This is a genomic window from Pseudomonas sp. NPDC087029 (genome assembly GCF_044745345.1).
GTDB classification, from domain to species: Bacteria; Pseudomonadota; Gammaproteobacteria; order Pseudomonadales; family Pseudomonadaceae; genus Aquipseudomonas; species Aquipseudomonas faucium.
Window position 1 is genome coordinate 648,303 of sequence record NZ_JBIVAB010000001.1, and the last position, 17,198, is coordinate 665,500.

The window sequence follows — 17,198 nt, forward strand, 5'->3', positions numbered from 1 at the left end:
CGATCATTTCAGATGATGGCCGGCGACTGTTCGGCCATCTCGCATCCGTGCCCCTTGAGTGTGCATCGGATTTGTTTTTCTGCCTTTTGTTCTGGATGTTCCCTCGCATGTTTGCCCCTTTTCCTCTCGCCCCCGGGCGCCGTGTTGCCGGCCTGTTGCTGTTGTGTGCCGGTGCCCAGGCCCAGGCCGCCGGTTTCCTTGAAGACAGTACTGCCAAGGTCGAAGCGCGCACGGTCTATTTCAACCGGGATTTTCGTGACGGCCACAGCAGTTCCAGCCAAGGCGCGTCCAAGCGCGAAGAAGCGGCGCAAGGTTTCATTCTGAATGTCCAGTCGGGTTATACCCAAGGGCCGGTCGGATTTGGTGTCGATGCACTGGGCATGTTGGGTTTCAAACTCGACTCCAGCCCCGCCGACAGTAACAGCGGCTTGTTGCCGTCTTCCGGGCATGACCCGCGGCACTCCGAAGACCAGTACGCGAAGATGGGCCTGGCGGCCAAGGCCAAGGTTTCCAATACCGTGTTCAAGTACGGCTCGATGATGCCGGATGTTCCACTGTTGAAATACAACGATGGCCGCCTGCTGCCGACCATGTTCCATGGCGCCATGCTCACCTCCGAAGAAGTCAAGGACCTGAAGTTCACCCTGGCCCGGCTGAACCAGTACACGGCGCGTGACTCCACCGACCGCCAGGACATTCGCGTGCATTGCAAGAACAAGCGCTATGCCTGCGACATCGAAGCGGACCACTTCGACCTGGCCGGCCTGGACTACCGCTTCAATGACCGCTTCAGTGCCCAGTACCAGGTGTCCAAGCTCGAGAACATCTACCGCCAGCACTTCCTCGGCTTCGTCGCCAGCCAGCCGCTTGCGGTGGGCAGCCTGTCGGCCGACCTGCGCCTGATCAAGAGCGACGACATCGGCAACGCCCGTGCCGGCGAGATCGACCACCGCGCCTTCAGCGGCATGCTCGGCTACAGCCTGAGCGGCCACAAGATCAGCGCCGGCTGGCAGCGCATGTACGGCGAAAGCGCCATGCCGTATCTGGATGGCACCAACCCGTACCTGGTCAACTACGCCCAGGTCAACGACTTCGCCGCCGCCCAGGAACGCTCCTGGCAGCTGCGCTACGACTACGACTTCAAGGCCCTCGGCGTGCCTGGCCTGACCTTCTTCACCCGCTACATCAACGGCGACCATATCAAGGTCCCGGGCAGCAACGACGAAGGCAAGGAATGGGAACGCGACACCGAGTTCAAGTATCAGGTACAGAGCGGCACCTTCAAGGATGTCAGCGTGCGCCTGCGTAACTCCACCTACCGCAGCAACTACGAGAAGTGGGCGCGGGACATGGACGAAACGCGGGTCATCGTCAGCTACAACTTCTCGATCTTCTAAGCGCGTTTTGCCAAACCCGAGCGGGCGGCCGACAATGGCCGCTGGTTCCCTTGCAGGGTAAGGCAATGAAACAGCTGCTGCTGATCGGCATCGGGCCGGGTGACCCGCGCCAGGTGACGTTCGAGGCCGTGGACGCGCTGCGCCGCGCCACGGTGTTCTTCGTGCTCGACAAGGGCAATGCCAAGGACGAGCTGGTACGCCTGCGCAAGGCCATCCTCGAGCGCTACTGCGCCGAGGGCGGCTATCGCCTGGTGCAGGTGGCCGACCCGCAGCGCGATGCCGAGGCGGCGGATTACCTGCAGGCCGTGCAGGACTGGCATCGCCAGCGCGCCGCCCTGTACGCCCAGCTGATCGATGAAGAACTGGGCGCCGAGGATATCGGCGCCTTTTTGCTGTGGGGCGAACCGGGCCTGTATGACAGCACCTTGCGCATTCTCGACCTGGTCCGCGAGCGCGGCGTTGCCCTGCGTCTGCAGGTGATACCGGGTATCAGCAGCGTGCAGGCGCTGGCGGCGCGGCACCAGGTCCCCCTCAACCGCATCGGCGAGCCGCTGACCGTGCTGCCTGGGCGGCGCCTGGGCGAGCAGGGTGTGATCGACAATGTGGTGGTGATGCTCGATGGGCAGGCGGCATTCGCCGAGCTCGACGACCCGGGTTTGGTGATTTACTGGGGGGCTTGCCTGGGCACGGCGGACGAAGTGCTGATTGCCGGGCCGCTGCAGGCGGTAAAGGCGCAGATTGTGCAGGTGCGCGAAGAGCTGAGGGCGCGCAAGGGGTGGATCATGGATACCTACCTGCTGCGCCGGGAGCTGTAGGGAATGTACCGGCCCTATCGCCGGCAAGCCGGCTCCCACAGGGTACAACGCAAGCTTTTGTGGGAGCCGGCTTGCCGGCGATAGGGCCACAGGCGAATTCAGGGCGTACCGAGAATCCCCACCACTTTTTCACGCAACTGCTCGATGCTGAACGGTTTGCCGATCATGTGCATCCCTTCGGGCACGTTCAAGCTCTCGGCATAGCCGCTGGCGAACAGCACCGGCAGCACCGGGCGCAGCGCCCGGGCCTTGGCCGCCAGCTCTTCGCCGCGCATGTCCGGCAGGCCCACGTCGGTCATCAGCAGGGCCAGGGGCTGGTTGGGGTCTTCGAGAATGCGCAGGGCACTCGTGGCGTTTTCCGCTTCGATGGCCTTGTAGCCCAATTCGTCGAGCACTTCGACCATCAGCATGCGAACGATGTCGTCGTCTTCGACTACCAGAAGGTGCATGGTTTGTATCCTGTAGAAAAAGGCATGTCTCTATTCTGTTCGCAATGCGGTGACAGAAGTTCCCGAGCATACCGACCATCACAATTGAAGGGAACGATTCGTGCAAGCAACCTTCAAATACTGGCTAAATGCCCTGCCGAAGCCGGCAAAGCTGGTTAGACTCGCGGGTTAACCGGTGAGCGCAGCGGCAGACAAACCAGGCTTCGGCCGCCACACTGATCCATGGACTTTTTCGCTCGGGCGTTTTCAGATGATTCAAGCAGCCTCGATGGACCAACGCAGCTTTCGCAAGCTGTTGAGCCGCAACATAGGCCTGCCGCTAGGGTTGGGCCTGCTCGGAGCCGTAGCCTTCGTCGCGGTGATCAACTACTTGCTGTCGGCCATGCAATGGGTCGAGCACACCGACCGGGTCATCGGCAATGCCAATGAAACGGTCAAGCTTTCGATCGACATGGAAACCGGCATGCGCGGCTTCCTGATCACCGGCGACGAGCGCTTCCTCGACCCCTACGAGGTAGCCAAGCCGAAAATCCTCGGCAGCCTGCAGAGTTTGCGCGGCATGGTCGAAGACAATGCGCAGCAGGTCGACCGCATCGACCGCCTGATCGCCTTGCAGCAAGCCTGGAACGACTTTGGCGGCGAGATGATCGCCCAGCGTCGCAAGGGCGGCGATTACCGCGAGGCCGTCGGCAATGGCCGCGGCAAGCGCATCACCGACGAAATCCGCAAGGAATTCGACGACCTGGTCGGCACCGAACAGCAACTGCGCATGGCCCGCAATGAAAAGGTCAGCAGCGTCACGGTAACCGCCATCACCGCCTTCGTGCTGTTCATCGTCGGCCTCAGCGGCTTGCTCGCCTACCTCGGCCGGCGCGACCTGCTGGCTTTGTCGAGCAGCTACGATGACAACCTCAAGGCCCAGCAACGCTCGGCCGAGCGCCTGGAACACCAGGCCTGGCTGCGCAACGGCCAGACCCAGCTGGCCGAGCAGGTGCTGGGGCAACTGACCCTGCCCATGCTCGGCGACAACATCCTGCGCTTCTTCGCCAGCTACCTGGGCAGCGTGGTCGGCGCGCTGTACGTGCGCGACGGCCATGGCCGCCTGGTGCGCGTGGCCAGCTATGGCCTGGATGCCGAGCAGCAAGCCCGCGAGCAGGTGCTGGCCAGCCACGACGGCCTGCTGGCCCAGGCCGTGCGCGAAGGGCGCCTGCTGCGCCTGGATGACCTGCCCGAAGACTACTACCACTTCAGCTCCGGGCTGGGCAGCGGCCTGCCGCGCAGCGCGCTGCTGATGCCGGCCAGCGACGATGGCCAGATCAACGGGGTGATCGAGCTGGGCTTCCTGCGCCCCTTGCAGGAGCGCGATGACGAACTGCTGGAGCGGGTTGGCGGCAACCTCGGCATGTCCATCGAAAGCGCCCGCTACCGCCAGCGCCTGCAGGAAGTGCTGGCCGAAACCCAGCAGCTGAACGAAGAGCTGCAGGTGCAGCAGGAAGAGCTCAAGACCGCCAACGAAGAGCTCGAAGAGCAGTCGCGGGTGCTCAAGGAGTCCCAGGCGCACCTGGAAACCCAGCAAGCCGAGCTCGAGCAGACCAACGAGCAGTTGTCCGAGCGCACCGATGCCCTGGACCGCAAGAACGACGAACTGAGCCAGGCCCAGCAAGAGCTGCAGGCCCGCGCCGACGACCTGCAGCGCTCGAGCAAGTACAAGTCCGAGTTCCTCGCCAACATGTCCCACGAGCTGCGCACGCCGCTCAACAGCTCGCTGATCCTGGCCAAGCTGCTGGCCGAGAACGGCGAAGGCAACCTCAGCGGCGAGCAGGTCAAGTTCGCCGAATCGATCTATTCGGCCGGCAACGACCTGCTGAACCTGATCAACGACATCCTCGACATCGCCAAGGTCGAGGCCGGCAAGCTCGAAGTGCGCCCCGAGACCACCCAGCTGGAGCGCCTGGTCGAGGGCCTGCGCGGCATGTTCGTGCCGCTGGCCGAGCATAAGGGCCTGCGTTTCGAGGTCAAGAGCGAAGGGCAGGTGCCGGCCACGCTGTTCACCGACCGCCAGCGCCTGGAGCAGATCCTCAAGAACCTGCTGTCCAACGCCATCAAGTTCACCGACCACGGCCAGGTCAGCCTGGCCATCAGCTACCAGGCCGGCACCGGCATCGTCTTTGCCGTGCGCGATTCCGGCATCGGCATCGCCGCCGACCAGCAGCAGGCGATCTTCGGCGCCTTCCACCAGGTCGATGGCAGCAGCAACCGCCGCTACGGCGGCACCGGCCTTGGCCTGTCGATTTCCCGCGACCTGGCGCACCTTCTGGGCGGGCAGATCACCGTCGACAGCAGCCCCGGCCAGGGCAGCGTGTTCAGCCTGATCCTGCCCGAGCGCTACGAGGCCGAGGCCGAGGAGTTCGAGGCGCTGAGCCTGCGCCCGGCGGTCGATACCCTGCCACCGGCACCCAAGGTGGCAGTGCCGTCGGCGCCCAAGCTGTCGCCGCTGGCCTTTGCCGACGACCGTGAGCGCGCGCCGTTCAGCAACCGCTGCATCCTGGTGATCGAGGACGAGCCGAACTTCGCCCGCATCCTCTTCGACCTGGCCCACGAGCTGGGCTACAGCTGCCTGGTGGCCCAGGGCGCCGACGAAGGCTTCGCCCTGGCGGCCCAGTACATCCCCGATGCGATCCTGCTCGACATGCGCCTGCCCGACCATTCCGGCCTCACCGTGCTGCAGCGCCTGAAGGAGCTGGCCGGCACCCGGCACATCCCGGTGCACATCATTTCCGTGGAAGACCGCGTCGAGGCGGCCATGCACATGGGCGCGGTGGGCTACGCGGTCAAGCCGACCAGCCGCGAGCAGCTCAAGGAGGTGTTCGCCCGCCTGGAAGCCAAGCTGACCCAGAAGCTCAAGCACATCCTTCTGGTCGAAGACGACGACCTGCAGCGCGAGAGCATCGCCCGCCTGATCGGCGACGACGATGTCGAGATCACTGCCGTGGCCATGGCCCAGGACGCCCTGGCGCTGTTGCGCGAGAACGTCTACGACTGCATGATCATCGACCTCAAGCTGCCGGACATGCTCGGCAACGAGCTGCTCAAGCGCATGACCGCCGAAGACATCCGCGCCTTCCCGCCGGTGATCGTCTACACCGGCCGCAACCTGACCCGCGAAGAAGAAACCGAGCTGCTCAAGTATTCGCGCTCGATCATCATCAAAGGTGCGCGCTCGCCTGAACGCCTGCTCGACGAAGTGACGTTGTTCCTGCACAAAGTCGAATCGCAGTTGTCCCATGAACGCCAACGCATGCTCAAGACCGCGCGCAGCCGCGACAAAGTGTTCGAGGGCCGCAAGGTGCTGCTGGTGGATGACGATGTGCGCAACATCTTCGCCCTCACCAGTGCCCTGGAGCACAAGGGGGCGATCGTCGAGATCGGCCGCAACGGGCGCGAGGCCATCGAGCGCCTGGAGCAGCATGACGACATCGACCTGGTGTTGATGGACGTGATGATGCCGGAGATGGACGGCTTCGAGGCCACCCGGCTGATCCGCCAGCAGCCGCGCTGGCGCAAGCTGCCGATCATTGCCGTGACCGCCAAGGCGATGAAGGACGACCAGCAGCGTTGCCTGCAGGCTGGCGCCAATGATTACCTGGCCAAACCGATCGACCTGGACCGCTTGTTCTCGTTGATCCGCGTCTGGCTGCCGCAACTGGAGCGAATTTGACTAGCGAACGCAACACCGACATCGAGATCCGCTTGCTGATCGAGGCGATCTACCTCAAGTACAGCTACGATTTCCGCGATTACTCCGGCGCTTCGATCAAGCGCCGGATCCTGCATGCCTTGCGCCAGTTCGACTGCCTCACCGTGTCGGGCCTGCAGGAGCGGGTGCTGCACGACCCGGGGATGTTCATGCAGCTGCTGCAGTTCCTGACCATCCCGGTCAGCGAGATGTTTCGCGACCCCAGTCACTTCCTGGCGCTGCGCAACGAGGTGGTGCCACTGCTGCGTACCTGGCCGTCGATCAAGATCTGGATCGCCGGCTGCAGCACTGGCGAGGAGGTGTACTCGATGGCGATCCTGCTGCGCGAAGAGGGCCTGCTGGAGCGCACCATCCTCTATGCCACCGACATCAACCCGCGCTCGCTGGAAAAGGCCAAGCAGGGCATCTATTCGATGCAGAGCATGCGCGAGTACGAGGAGAACTACCGCAGGGCCGGTGGCCGCCGCGACTTCTCCGAGTACTACACGGCCGCTTACGGCAACGCCATCATGGACAGCAGCCTGCGCGACAACGTGACCTTCGCCGACCACAGCCTGGCCACCGACAGCGTGTTTTCCGAAACCCAGCTGGTGTCGTGCCGCAATGTGCTGATCTATTTCAACAAGGCACTGCAGGACCGGGCGCTGGGTCTGTTCCACGAGTCGCTGTGCCACCGCGGCTTCCTGGTGCTGGGCAGCAAGGAATCGGTGGATTTCTCCGCTTACGGCGAGCACTTCGAGCCGCTGGTCAAGCCTGAACGGATCTACCGCAAGACATGAACGGCATACGCGCAGTAGTGATCGGCGCCTCGGCGGGCGGTGTCGCGGCCCTGTTGCAGGTGCTCGGCGGCTTGCCGGCTGGCTTCGCCACGCCGGTGTTGTGCGTGCTGCACCTGCCCGACGATCGCCACAGCCAGCTGGCCGAAGTGCTGCAGCGGCGGGTGCAGCGGCCGGTGAGCGAGGCGCATGACAAGCAGGCCATCGCCCCCGGGCAGGTCTACGTGGCCACGCCCGGCTATCACCTGTCGGTGGAGCGCGACTTCAGCCTGTCGCTGAGCCAGGAAGACCCGGTGCATTTCTCCCGCCCGGCGATCGACTTCCTGTTCGTCTCGGCGGCCGATGCGTATGGCGAGGGCCTGCTTGGCATCCTCCTCACCGGGGCCAACGAGGACGGCGCCGCGGGCCTTGCCTACATCAAGAACAGCGGCGGCCGGACCGTGGTCCAGGACCCTCGCGACGCACAGGTGGCGTTGATGCCCGAGGCCGCACTGGCCCTGCACCAGCCCGACCATATACTTTCTCTGAGCGGCATCGAGCAGTTGCTCGCAAACCTGGAATCCAGCGCATGCTAAGCCCCATCACTGCCAAACTGCTGATCGTCGACGACCTGCCGGAAAACCTGCTGGCCCTCGATGCCCTGATCCAGGGTGAAGGCCGCGAGGTGCATCAGGCCCAGTCGGCGGAAGCTGCGCTGTCGCTGTTGCTCGAGCACGAGTTCGCCCTGGCCATCCTCGATGTGCAGATGCCGGGCATGAACGGTTTCGAGCTGGCCGAGCTGATGCGCGGCACGGAAAAGACCCGCAATATCCCGATCGTCTTCGTCACCGCTGCCGGCCGCGAGATGAACTATGCCTTCAAGGGCTACGAAAGCGGCGCGGTGGACTTTCTGCACAAGCCGCTCGAGACCATGGCGGTGAAAAGCAAGGTGTCGGTGTTCGTCGACCTGTACCGCCAGCGCAAGGTCCTCGACCGCCAGTTGCAGGCCCTGGAGCACAGCCGCGAGCAGCAGGCGCAGTTGCTGGCCCAGCTGCAGGTGGCCCAGGGCGAGCTGGAGCGGGCGGTGCGCATGCGCGACGACTTCATGTCGATCGTCTCCCACGAGGTGCGCACGCCGCTCAACGGCCTGATCCTGGAAACCCAGCTGCGCAAGATGCACCTGGCCCGCGGCAACCTCGACGCTTTCGGCGCCGACAAGCTGCAGGCCATGGTCGAGCGCGACGAGCGGCAGATCAACAGCCTGATCCGGCTGATCGAAGACATGCTCGATGTGTCGCGCATCCGCACCGGCAAGCTGTCGCTGCGGCCCAAGCTGTTCGACCTGGGCCAGCTGGCCCGTGGCCTGGTGGAGAATTTCACCGCCCAGGCCACGGCGCTGGACACCTTCATCGAGTTGCAGAGCTGCGAGGCGCTGCAAGGCGAGTGGGACGAGTTTCGGATTGAACAAGTGCTGGCCAACCTGTTGTCCAATGCATTGCGCTATGGCGAACGGCGCCCGGTGCAGGTGCGGGTGTTTGCCCGCGAGGGCATGGCCTGGGTGCAGGTGCAGGACCAGGGCATCGGCATCAGCGCCGCCAACCAGCAGCGGATCTTCCAGCAATTCGAGCGGGTTGCCGCGCATCAGGCCAGCTGTGGCCTGGGCCTGGGGCTGTACATCTCGGAGCAGATCGTCCAGGCCCATGGCGGGCGCATTCTGGTGGAAAGCGAGGAGGGCAGGGGCGCTACATTCAGCCTGCTCCTGCCGCTGGCGGCACCGGCTGCACAAAACGACCAGGCGCGGGCAACCTCTGCGTAAGCCTGGGGTCAGATGGCCAACTGTATGAATTTCAAGGCGTTGTAGTCATGAGTGAAGATGCACAAGATGTGGTACTGGTGGTCGAGGATGAACCTGCGATCCGCATGATCCTGCGCGACTACCTGGCCGGCGAGGGTTACCACGTGCTGGTGGCCGAAGACGGCGAACAGGCGTTCGCGATCCTGGCGAGCAAGCCGCACCTGGACCTGATGGTCACCGATTTCCGCCTGCCGGGTGGTATTTCCGGGGTGGAGATCGCCGAGCCTGCGGTGAAGTTGCGCCCGGACTTGAAGGTGATCTTCATCAGCGGGTACCCGGCGGAAATCCTCGAATCCGGCAGCCCGATCGCGCGCAAGGCGCCGATCCTGGCCAAACCGTTCGACCTGGATACCTTGCACCAGCAGATTCAAACGCTGTTGCGCTGAACTTGCCGGCCTGTGGCCGGCAAGGCGGCTGTCACAGGTACTGACCGTATATAGAAAATACTGACTGGAAAGTTGCATAAAACTTACAGGTGGTTTCCAGGGGTTATAGTTCCCGCCTGGCAGATGTACTAGTCGTTTCAGCTGACGCCCTCACGTACTTTCGCTTCGATCGAAGTACGGGCGTCAACTTCATTGGCGCTCCTTTGATGAAATAACGAACTCAGTGTCGAGTTCCTCTTTTTCATAGGGTATCGCCATGGCTAGACATTATTCCGAACAGCTTCAATCCCTGATCGATAACGGCAACTGCGCTTCGCTGGCCTGCCTGGGGGAATATTCGCTCGAAGAGCTACGTGAACAATTGGGTGACGAGGCGCACACCACTGACCTTACCGCGTTGCACAATGAAATACGCGGGGCTTGCGACCTTGCATTGATTGAAAAGAAAAACGCCATCATCGGTGCCTCGCCACTGCTACCCAGTGCCATGCAAGACGTCGATGAGCCGCCCATCGAGGCCTTGCCCGAAGCCGCTGCCGCCACGGGGGCCCTCAGCACGCGGGCGCTGCAGGCTCCGGCCGATGAAGTTTGGCGGCAAGATCGCGCCAGGCAGTATTGCAGCCCCGGGGACGTCGGTTCGATGTTCTCCCCGGCTGCCTACCTGACAACGCTGTATCGACAGGCCAGGATGCTGTACCCAGAACAGAACCCCTGGCATATCGACCAACGCCGCCCCGACCTCAAGCAGCTGCTGCTGGGGCAAGAAAACCTGGACACCCCCCTCTCTGCCCTGAGCCTGTCCAACGAAATTCTGCTCAGCCGTGCGCGCCGCGCGCTTGCCGTACCGGGCAGCCCGGAGTCGAGCGACGAGCAGCTGCTGCAGGCGCTGGCAAGCGACGTTGGCACCAGTGGCACGCCGTACCATCTTCAACACAATCGGCTGCGCCAGGTATTGGCCCTGCGCGATGAAGATTTTTCGCGCCTGCACGCGGCGCCGCAGTTTGCCAAGCACCTGGACGACACTGCGCTGGCCTGTCTTCGTCATGACATCCCACCGGCATTATTGCGCAAACTGCTGACCGATGTGATCGACGCGAGCAACGCCGATGAAAAATTTACCCAGTACTTTCCGGGGGTGACGCCGGAGTCGATGCTGCAACCGGCAAGGCTACGCAGTTGGTTTGGCCTGTCGGATGCGCAATTGCAAGGGTTCATGGGCGCGTTGGATAACGGGCAGTACGAAGGAAACAGCTTGACCACCCGGGTCGAAAACGAAGTCGTGAAACTGACCCTGAGTGGCCCTTCTTCATTCTTGAATTATGTCCGTCTCTTCCCGCTGGGTAATGGCTCTTGGCAACTGGCGTTCAACCTGAAAGTTAGCCGTGTTGTTCGCTTCGTCCTCAGCGATGCGTTTTCCCTGGACATCACGGCGGCAGACTTCGGGGTCACCGAATTATTACCCAATACTGAATATCGCCAACGTTTCGAATGGAAGGATGTCCCCGCCGCTTTCACGCTCCGCACACGGTGGGTCAAGTCGTTGGCGGGCGGCGGTGGCGGCCATTCCCATCCGTTCAATGCCAGCTATCAGCGCCTGTCGGCAGCGGCCCATGTACTGGCGCTGAACAAGCTCGTTCGCCTGTACAAAGCCACGGGTCTATCCATGGCCCAATTGCAAGACATCCTGCAGAGCGTCGACCCGACAGAGATCACCGACCAAACGCTGGCCGTCATCTACCGCACCGGCCAACTGGTTGCACGTTATGGCATCGACCACCAGCACGCATTGCTGATGGCCCGGGGGCTGATCTCCGAGGCGGCGGGCAACGGCGAGAAAAGCCAGTTCGACCGCCTGTTCAATGATCCGCCGTTGGTCGAGGGTGGTTTCAGCACCTCCACGACGCTACTTTCCCTGCATCCAAGCCAAGCCCGCGACCATGCCGATATCAAGGCGACACTCAAGCGCGCATGCCAGGTAGATGATGAGGGGCTGTACGAACTGGGCCGGCTCATGAACGGTGGTGCACTGAGCAATATCAGCGTGAAACTGGACCTGTCCCAGTTGTCTGGCATTTATGCCCTGAGTCTGTGGGCGCGGCATCATGGCCTTGCCCCTGGCGAGCTGCGCCAGCTGTTGCAGATGCGCGGTGTCCGCGAGCCGATGCAAGCGCTGAACAGCGATGGCTGGCAACGGCTGTTACAGGAGTTGAATAGCACCTGCGACTGGATGAGGGAACGTGGCTGGACGGTTCAGGACCTGCACCTGATGACCCGCGCCGTCGATACGATCCCGGCCAGTACTGAAATCGTCAATCTGTTGAATGACCTCAAGGGCACCCTGGACGCCGCGCAGCTACCCAGTGATCCGACCGTCGAAGGCCTGATCGACGTGCTCTCGCCACGGGTCATGTCGACGTTCAACTTGAGCAGTGATGCACTCGCCAAGGCCCTGTTGATGTGGGCAAACCTGGTAGAGCCTGGCGAGCTGACCTTGCAGCAGGCATGTAAAAGCCTGCGAGAGACCGCTGCGTCGGCGAGCCCTGCACGTAACCTGGTCGACTTCGCCTTCGGCCTCGCGCAAATGGCGCTGATTGTGCACGCCTGCGAGGTGAAGGGTGATGTGCTGCGCCTGTTGGTGGAAAAGCCGGCGCTGCTGTCGGCCAGGGCGGCGGACAGTGCCGGCGTTGTTTTGCGCAGGGACGTGCAGACCATCGTCTCGCTCGGCAACTTCAGTGTGTGGCTGACCCGGCTTGCTGACCCAGCGGGTGCTGGCGGTGCCCTGCTGGGCGAAATGGACCGGGGCGTTGCATTGAGTCAGCTTGCGATGGCAGCGGGTGTTCCCTTGCAAGCACTGCAACAAGCAGCCAAGGCGGCACATGACAAGGAGGACCTGCGAGCGGAGGATCGCGTATGCAGCTGGCAAGAGATCGAAGTGCTGCTGCAGTGGGCATCGTTGGCCCAAGCCTATGGTGTGATGCCGGCAACCCTGTCAGCGCTGCTGGCCCTGGATGACGACTGGGGCAAATGGCAGCCAGCGGCGGATGCTTTGCAGGCAAGCCTGACCCCGACGCAGGCAAAAGTGGCGCATGCCGCCACCGAGCGGCCGTTCAGCCTGGCGCTGACGGGCGTGCTCACGGCGCGGGAGAACTTCACCGTGCAAGGGCTCAACCAGCACCTGTTACTGGATGTACTGAACACCGAGCAGGTGATCAGCAGCCGTATCGCCGAAGCCCTGGCGGCCCTGCAGCAGTTCATCCACCGCACCCTGTCCACGCCTGAAGACCCACAAGCTGTGCGCCAGGCCGTGCTGAGCCGCCAGTTCTTCCTCGACTGGACGCGCTGGAACGCCACCTACGCCACCTGGGCGGCAGGGCAGATGCTGATGTACTACCCGGAAAACTACATCGACCCGACGCTGCGCCTGGGGCAGACCCAGGCAATGGACGACATGCTGCAGGCCCTGGGCCAGGCGCAGATCAACGACGACACGGTGGGCGACGCCTTCCACGGCTACCTCAGCGCGTTCGAGGAAGTGGCCAACCTCGAGACCATCAGTGCCTATCACGACAGCCGCGAGGCCGATCGAGGCAAGTGCTGGTTCGTCGGGCGTAGCCGTGGTGAGCCTCGCCATTACTGGTGGCGCACGGTGAACGAAGCCAAGCGTGGTGCACAAGGCGTATTCCCGGCCAATGCCTGGAGTGCCTGGAGCAAGATCGAACTGGCGCCGCAGGTGCAGGGGCGGCTGATAAGGCCCGTGGTGTTCAAGGGCAGGCTGCACCTGGGCTGGGTCGAGCGCCAGGAGCAGGTCATCACCCGCAGCAACAACGGGCAGCCGGCGGTACGTGAATGGCGCTGGTCGTTCAAGCTTGCCTGGTTGCGTTACGACGGCAAGTGGAGTGCGCCCATCGACTACCCGCTCAGCGTCGACGCTAACGAGCCAGCGCGCCTGGAACGCCTCTCGCTGTTTCTGTCCGCCTGGCCGGAGCGCGAAGGGCTGTTGATGGGTATCTATGACCGTGTCCAGGGCACTGCCATTGCTGGCCTGCATATCCTTGAGGATTTCAGCGGCAATGCGCTTGCGATCGCCCCCTTCCTTGGGCGGGTTCAGCACTGGTTGGACACGGCTGGGGAAACTGGCACCTGTGCAGTCTTCGACGGCCTGGGGGTTCCTCAGGCCGAACTGCGCATGCCGGTGGCTAGCGGTTCGGCAATCCCTGCGGGCTTTAACAGTTTTGCCGCGCAGCTTCACGATGCCCGGGTTTCAGAGGTCGATGACGCCACCTACAGCCTGTCCTTGCGCACCCAGTTATCGATTCGGGTCCCGCGCCCGGCCGTTGCCAACCCGTGGGTTGCAGCACTGGTCGAGCGCTACCCGGTTCTGGCTACGGCGTCTGTGCAGGGCTTGGTTCGCAGTGGCCACGGTGCCTTCCTGGTGCACAAGGAAGCGGGGCATGACTGGGGGTACCTGTGCATCAGCAGCGAGCGCATGAGGGCGCAGTTTGCAGACGCAAGCGCGCTTGCAGGGATAAGCGACGGTGTGAGCAACGCGCTGGATTATCCGTTGCATGAGGAGCCGACTGCTGCTGGCCGCGCGTTCATAGGCCGCTACAGGATAGTGACGGCGAATTATCCGCTGACGGGCCTGCAGGTGCGCTTCTCGACGCGTGGTGCTACCGGCTATGTCCATCGCCCGCCGCTCGGCGTCACTCAGGCATTGGCATACCCAGGTGGGTTCGGGCAGGAAACCATCGCCCCCAGGCAGTATGTCTTCAGCCAGGCCAAGGTGCCTGCCGCGCAAGTGTTCTGCAGAATCTACAGCGTTGACAACAGACGCTACAGAACCGTGCACGCCACGCGCGATTACGACCTGGCGACGGGGCAGGCGCTGGTCACCTTCAATACGACGGCCCGGCTCGGCAACGTTGCCGAGTGGGAGGGCGGCAGTGAAGCCCTGCACCGAATCCAATTCCAGTTCGGCAACGGCAACACCCGCTTCTACACCCTCAAGGTGTACAAGGATGGCGATGTATTCAAGACCGCCATCATCGGCACCACTGGCCAAGGTGCCCAGTACCTCGCGCACAGAGGGTACATGAGCCGGCTCAACACCCTGTTCGCCCGGGAACTGACGGTAAGAGCCGTCACCGGTATCGACACCATCCTCAGCCATGACACCCAACAGATTGCCGAGCCTGACCTTGGCGTGCTGGTGCGCCTGACCCTGCCTCCCCACAAGGCGGCCGCGCATGGCGCTGCGCGTTGGGCCAGGGTCTTGTTGGTCACGGCAGCGAACACGCGCACCGAGCTCTGGTTGGGCGAGCTGCGTAACAACGCCGTGGTGCAGGCTGATGTACTGATCGAGTCTGCAGGCGTGTATGGCACCGAACAGGCCTATCACCTGGAGATTCAATACAGCGCCAAGCATTACCAGGCCAGAGAAAACGAGAGCATCGTGATCCACAGCCAGACGCTGCAGGTTCTGCGTGACTCGGATGTTCGCGCCCCGTCTGTCGAGGGTAACAGGCTGTCCAAGGACGCAGTGCTCAGCGTCCAGGCATTCGGCCACAACACCAGCAACCGCATGGATTTCACCGGCGCCAACGCCCTGTATTTCTGGGAGTTGTTCTACTACACGCCCATGCTGGTGATGCAGCGCTTCCTCCAGGAAGAGCGCTTCGATCTGGCCGAGCAGTGGCTCAAGCATGTCTACGACCCGGCAGGTTCCACCCAGGCAGGCAGCGCGCAACGCATGTGGAAGGTACGGCCGCTGGAAGAGAACAGCAGCTGGAACGACGAACCACTGCTGGCGCTGGACCCGGACGCCGTGGCCCAGAACAACCCGGTGCACTACAAGCTCAATGTGTTCATGCGCTTGCTGGACATCGGCATCGGCCGCGGCGACGCCGCCTACCGCAAGCTGCAGCGCGACACCCTCAGCGAAGCCAGCAGCTGGTACCAGCGCGCCTTGAGCCTGCTGGGTGATGCACCCTGGACACCGCCGAACAGCACCTGGGTCGAACCCATGCTCGGCCAGGCCGCAGCCGCCGACGCTAGCAGCCAGTTCCTGCCCGAGGTCAACCGGGTGATGCTCGACTACTGGGAGGGGCTGCGCATCCGCCAGTACAACCTGCGCCACAACCTGACCCTCGATGGCCAGCCGCTGAACCTGCCGCTGTATGCGACCCCCGCCGACCCCAAGGCGCTGCTGGCGGCAGAAATCGCAGCACAGGCCGGTGGCGAGCGTGGGCTGCCCCAGGTAAATGATGTGCCAGCGCTGCGCTTTAGCGTCCTGCTCGAAGGTGCCCGCAGCATGGCGGCCCAGCTCATGCAGTTCGGCAGCACCCTGCAAGGGATTCTCGAACACCAGGATGCCGAGGCCCTGGCTGGCCTGCTGGCCAGCCAGGGGGCGGAGTTGGCCGACAGCAACGTCGGCCTGTACAAGCAGACGCTAAAGGAGTTGGCCGCCGAACGCGCCACCCTGGAAAGCTCGCTGGCTGCGGCAACGCTCAGCCGTGACTACTACCTGGGGCTTTACCAAGGCAATATCAGCGACCGGGAAAACCAGGCGCTGAAGCTGCAAACCGCCTCTGGCGTGGCATCGGCGGGGGAAGCCGTGGCCATGGCCGGCTCGGCGGTCGTTGCCGCGTTCCCCAACATCTTTGGTCTTGCCAACGGTGGCCAAAAGCCCGAAGAAGCGCTCAAGGCGGTGGCCTACGGCTTATCCACGCAGTCCAAAATGCTGGGTATCGCCGCAACCCGTATCACCCAGGAAGAAATCTATGCACGCCGTCGTGCCGACTGGAAGTTCCAGTACCAATCGGCGCAAAAGCAGATGGCAACCGTCGAGGCGCAACTGCAGGCCCTGACCGTGCGCGAAACCTCCGCGCAGATGCAGGTGGCGCACCTGCAGACCCAGGCCGCACATGCCCAGGCCCAGCTGGCCCTGTACCAGGGCAAGTTCACCGGCAAGGCCATGTACAGCTGGCTGCGCGCGCGCCTGGCGAGCATTTTCTACACCTACTACGACCTTGCGGTGTCGCGCTGCCTGATGGCGCAGAAGGCCCTGCAATGGGAAAAAGGTGACAACGCCACCTACCTGCGCACCGGCACCTGGAACAGCGCCTGGGCGGGCCTGCTGTGTGGCGAAGGGCTGATGCTGGCGCTCGGGCAGATGGAGTCGGCCTGGACCAAGTGGCACAAGCGCGAGTTGGAGGTCACCCGCACGGTGTCGCTGGCCAAGCTCTTCGAAGGCAAGCTCAAGGTGGGTACTGAAGCTGTCGGCCTGGGCGCTGCGGTCAAGGCGATCGTTGCCGGCCACAGCGTGCAGGTCGAGGCCGGCAGCCTGGCGCTGGCGGCGGGCGAGGTGCTGTCGATCCAGTTCGACCTCAAGGCCTTGAACCTGGCTGCAGGCTTCGAAACCGCTGCGGCGCGGCGCATACGCAGCATCGCGGTATCGCTGCCGGCACTGCTTGGGCCTTACCAGGATGTGCATGCGCGGTTGCTGACCAACGCCCAAGGCCTGCCCGTCGGCTGCGAGCAGTGCAGCATCTCGCATGCGGTGCAGGACACCGGCCAGTTCAGCCAGCTCAACGGTTACCCGTTCATGCGCCAGGGCGCGCAGTTGCTGCCGTTCGAAGGGCTGCACATTGCCAAGGCCGATGACCCTGCCGACCAGACCACGCTGACGTTGAACTTCGCCCAGGCCAAGGGTGAGCAACGGGCGCTGCTGGAGCGGCTGAGCGACATCATCCTGCACGTGCAATTCACCGTGCGCTGACGCCCCT

9 protein-coding genes are annotated in these 17,198 nt (G+C 63.3%); 8 read left to right on the forward strand and 1 reads right to left on the reverse strand.

Annotated features, from left to right (window positions below; all coding sequences use genetic code 11):
* Positions 1-107: 107 nt before the first annotated feature.
* Both ACIPG5_RS03055 and cobF read left to right on the forward strand, forming a co-directional pair.
* Positions 108-1,397 carry an OprD family porin gene (locus ACIPG5_RS03055; RefSeq protein WP_401373256.1) on the forward strand — a complete coding sequence of 430 codons (1,290 nt, stop codon included), beginning with the start codon at positions 108-110 and terminating at the stop codon, positions 1,395-1,397.
* Between the two features lie 65 nt (positions 1,398-1,462).
* Entirely contained in the window at positions 1,463-2,212 is a 750-nt protein-coding gene (gene cobF, locus ACIPG5_RS03060; protein WP_401373258.1) for a precorrin-6A synthase (deacetylating), read from the forward strand.
* Positions 2,213-2,310: 98 nt separating this feature from the next.
* Here the strand turns inward: cobF and ACIPG5_RS03065 are convergent, their stop codons facing one another.
* A complete protein-coding gene (locus ACIPG5_RS03065) occupies positions 2,311-2,661 on the reverse strand; it encodes a response regulator (RefSeq protein WP_176511932.1) in 351 nt (116 codons plus the stop codon).
* Between the two features lie 250 nt (positions 2,662-2,911).
* Between ACIPG5_RS03065 and ACIPG5_RS03070 the strand changes: the two genes are divergently transcribed.
* From ACIPG5_RS03070 to ACIPG5_RS03095, 6 genes are all read left to right on the forward strand, one after another.
* Complete coding sequence (locus tag ACIPG5_RS03070) at positions 2,912-6,379, forward strand: response regulator (RefSeq protein WP_401373260.1); 3,468 nt, start codon at positions 2,912-2,914, stop codon at positions 6,377-6,379.
* Positions 6,376-7,197: a protein-glutamate O-methyltransferase CheR gene (locus ACIPG5_RS03075; RefSeq protein ID WP_176511934.1), complete on the forward strand. Its 822-nt coding sequence runs from the start codon at positions 6,376-6,378 to the stop codon at positions 7,195-7,197. Before ACIPG5_RS03070 ends, ACIPG5_RS03075 begins: the two co-directional genes overlap by 4 nt.
* Positions 7,194-7,769 (forward strand): chemotaxis protein CheB, encoded by a 576-nt coding sequence (locus ACIPG5_RS03080; RefSeq protein WP_401373262.1) that lies wholly within the window; start codon positions 7,194-7,196, stop codon positions 7,767-7,769. Before ACIPG5_RS03075 ends, ACIPG5_RS03080 begins: the two co-directional genes overlap by 4 nt.
* Complete coding sequence (locus tag ACIPG5_RS03085) at positions 7,763-8,989, forward strand: ATP-binding protein (RefSeq protein ID WP_401373264.1); 1,227 nt, start codon at positions 7,763-7,765, stop codon at positions 8,987-8,989. The genes ACIPG5_RS03080 and ACIPG5_RS03085 overlap by 7 nt, the downstream gene beginning before the upstream one ends.
* A 47-nt stretch (positions 8,990-9,036) precedes the next feature.
* On the forward strand, positions 9,037-9,414 hold the full coding sequence (locus tag ACIPG5_RS03090) for a response regulator (RefSeq protein ID WP_176511937.1): 378 nt from the start codon (positions 9,037-9,039) through the stop codon (positions 9,412-9,414).
* Positions 9,415-9,670: 256 nt separating this feature from the next.
* Positions 9,671-17,191, forward strand: a complete 7,521-nt coding sequence (locus tag ACIPG5_RS03095) for a neuraminidase-like domain-containing protein (RefSeq protein ID WP_401373266.1) — start codon at positions 9,671-9,673, stop codon at positions 17,189-17,191.
* Positions 17,192-17,198: the final 7 nt, after the last annotated feature.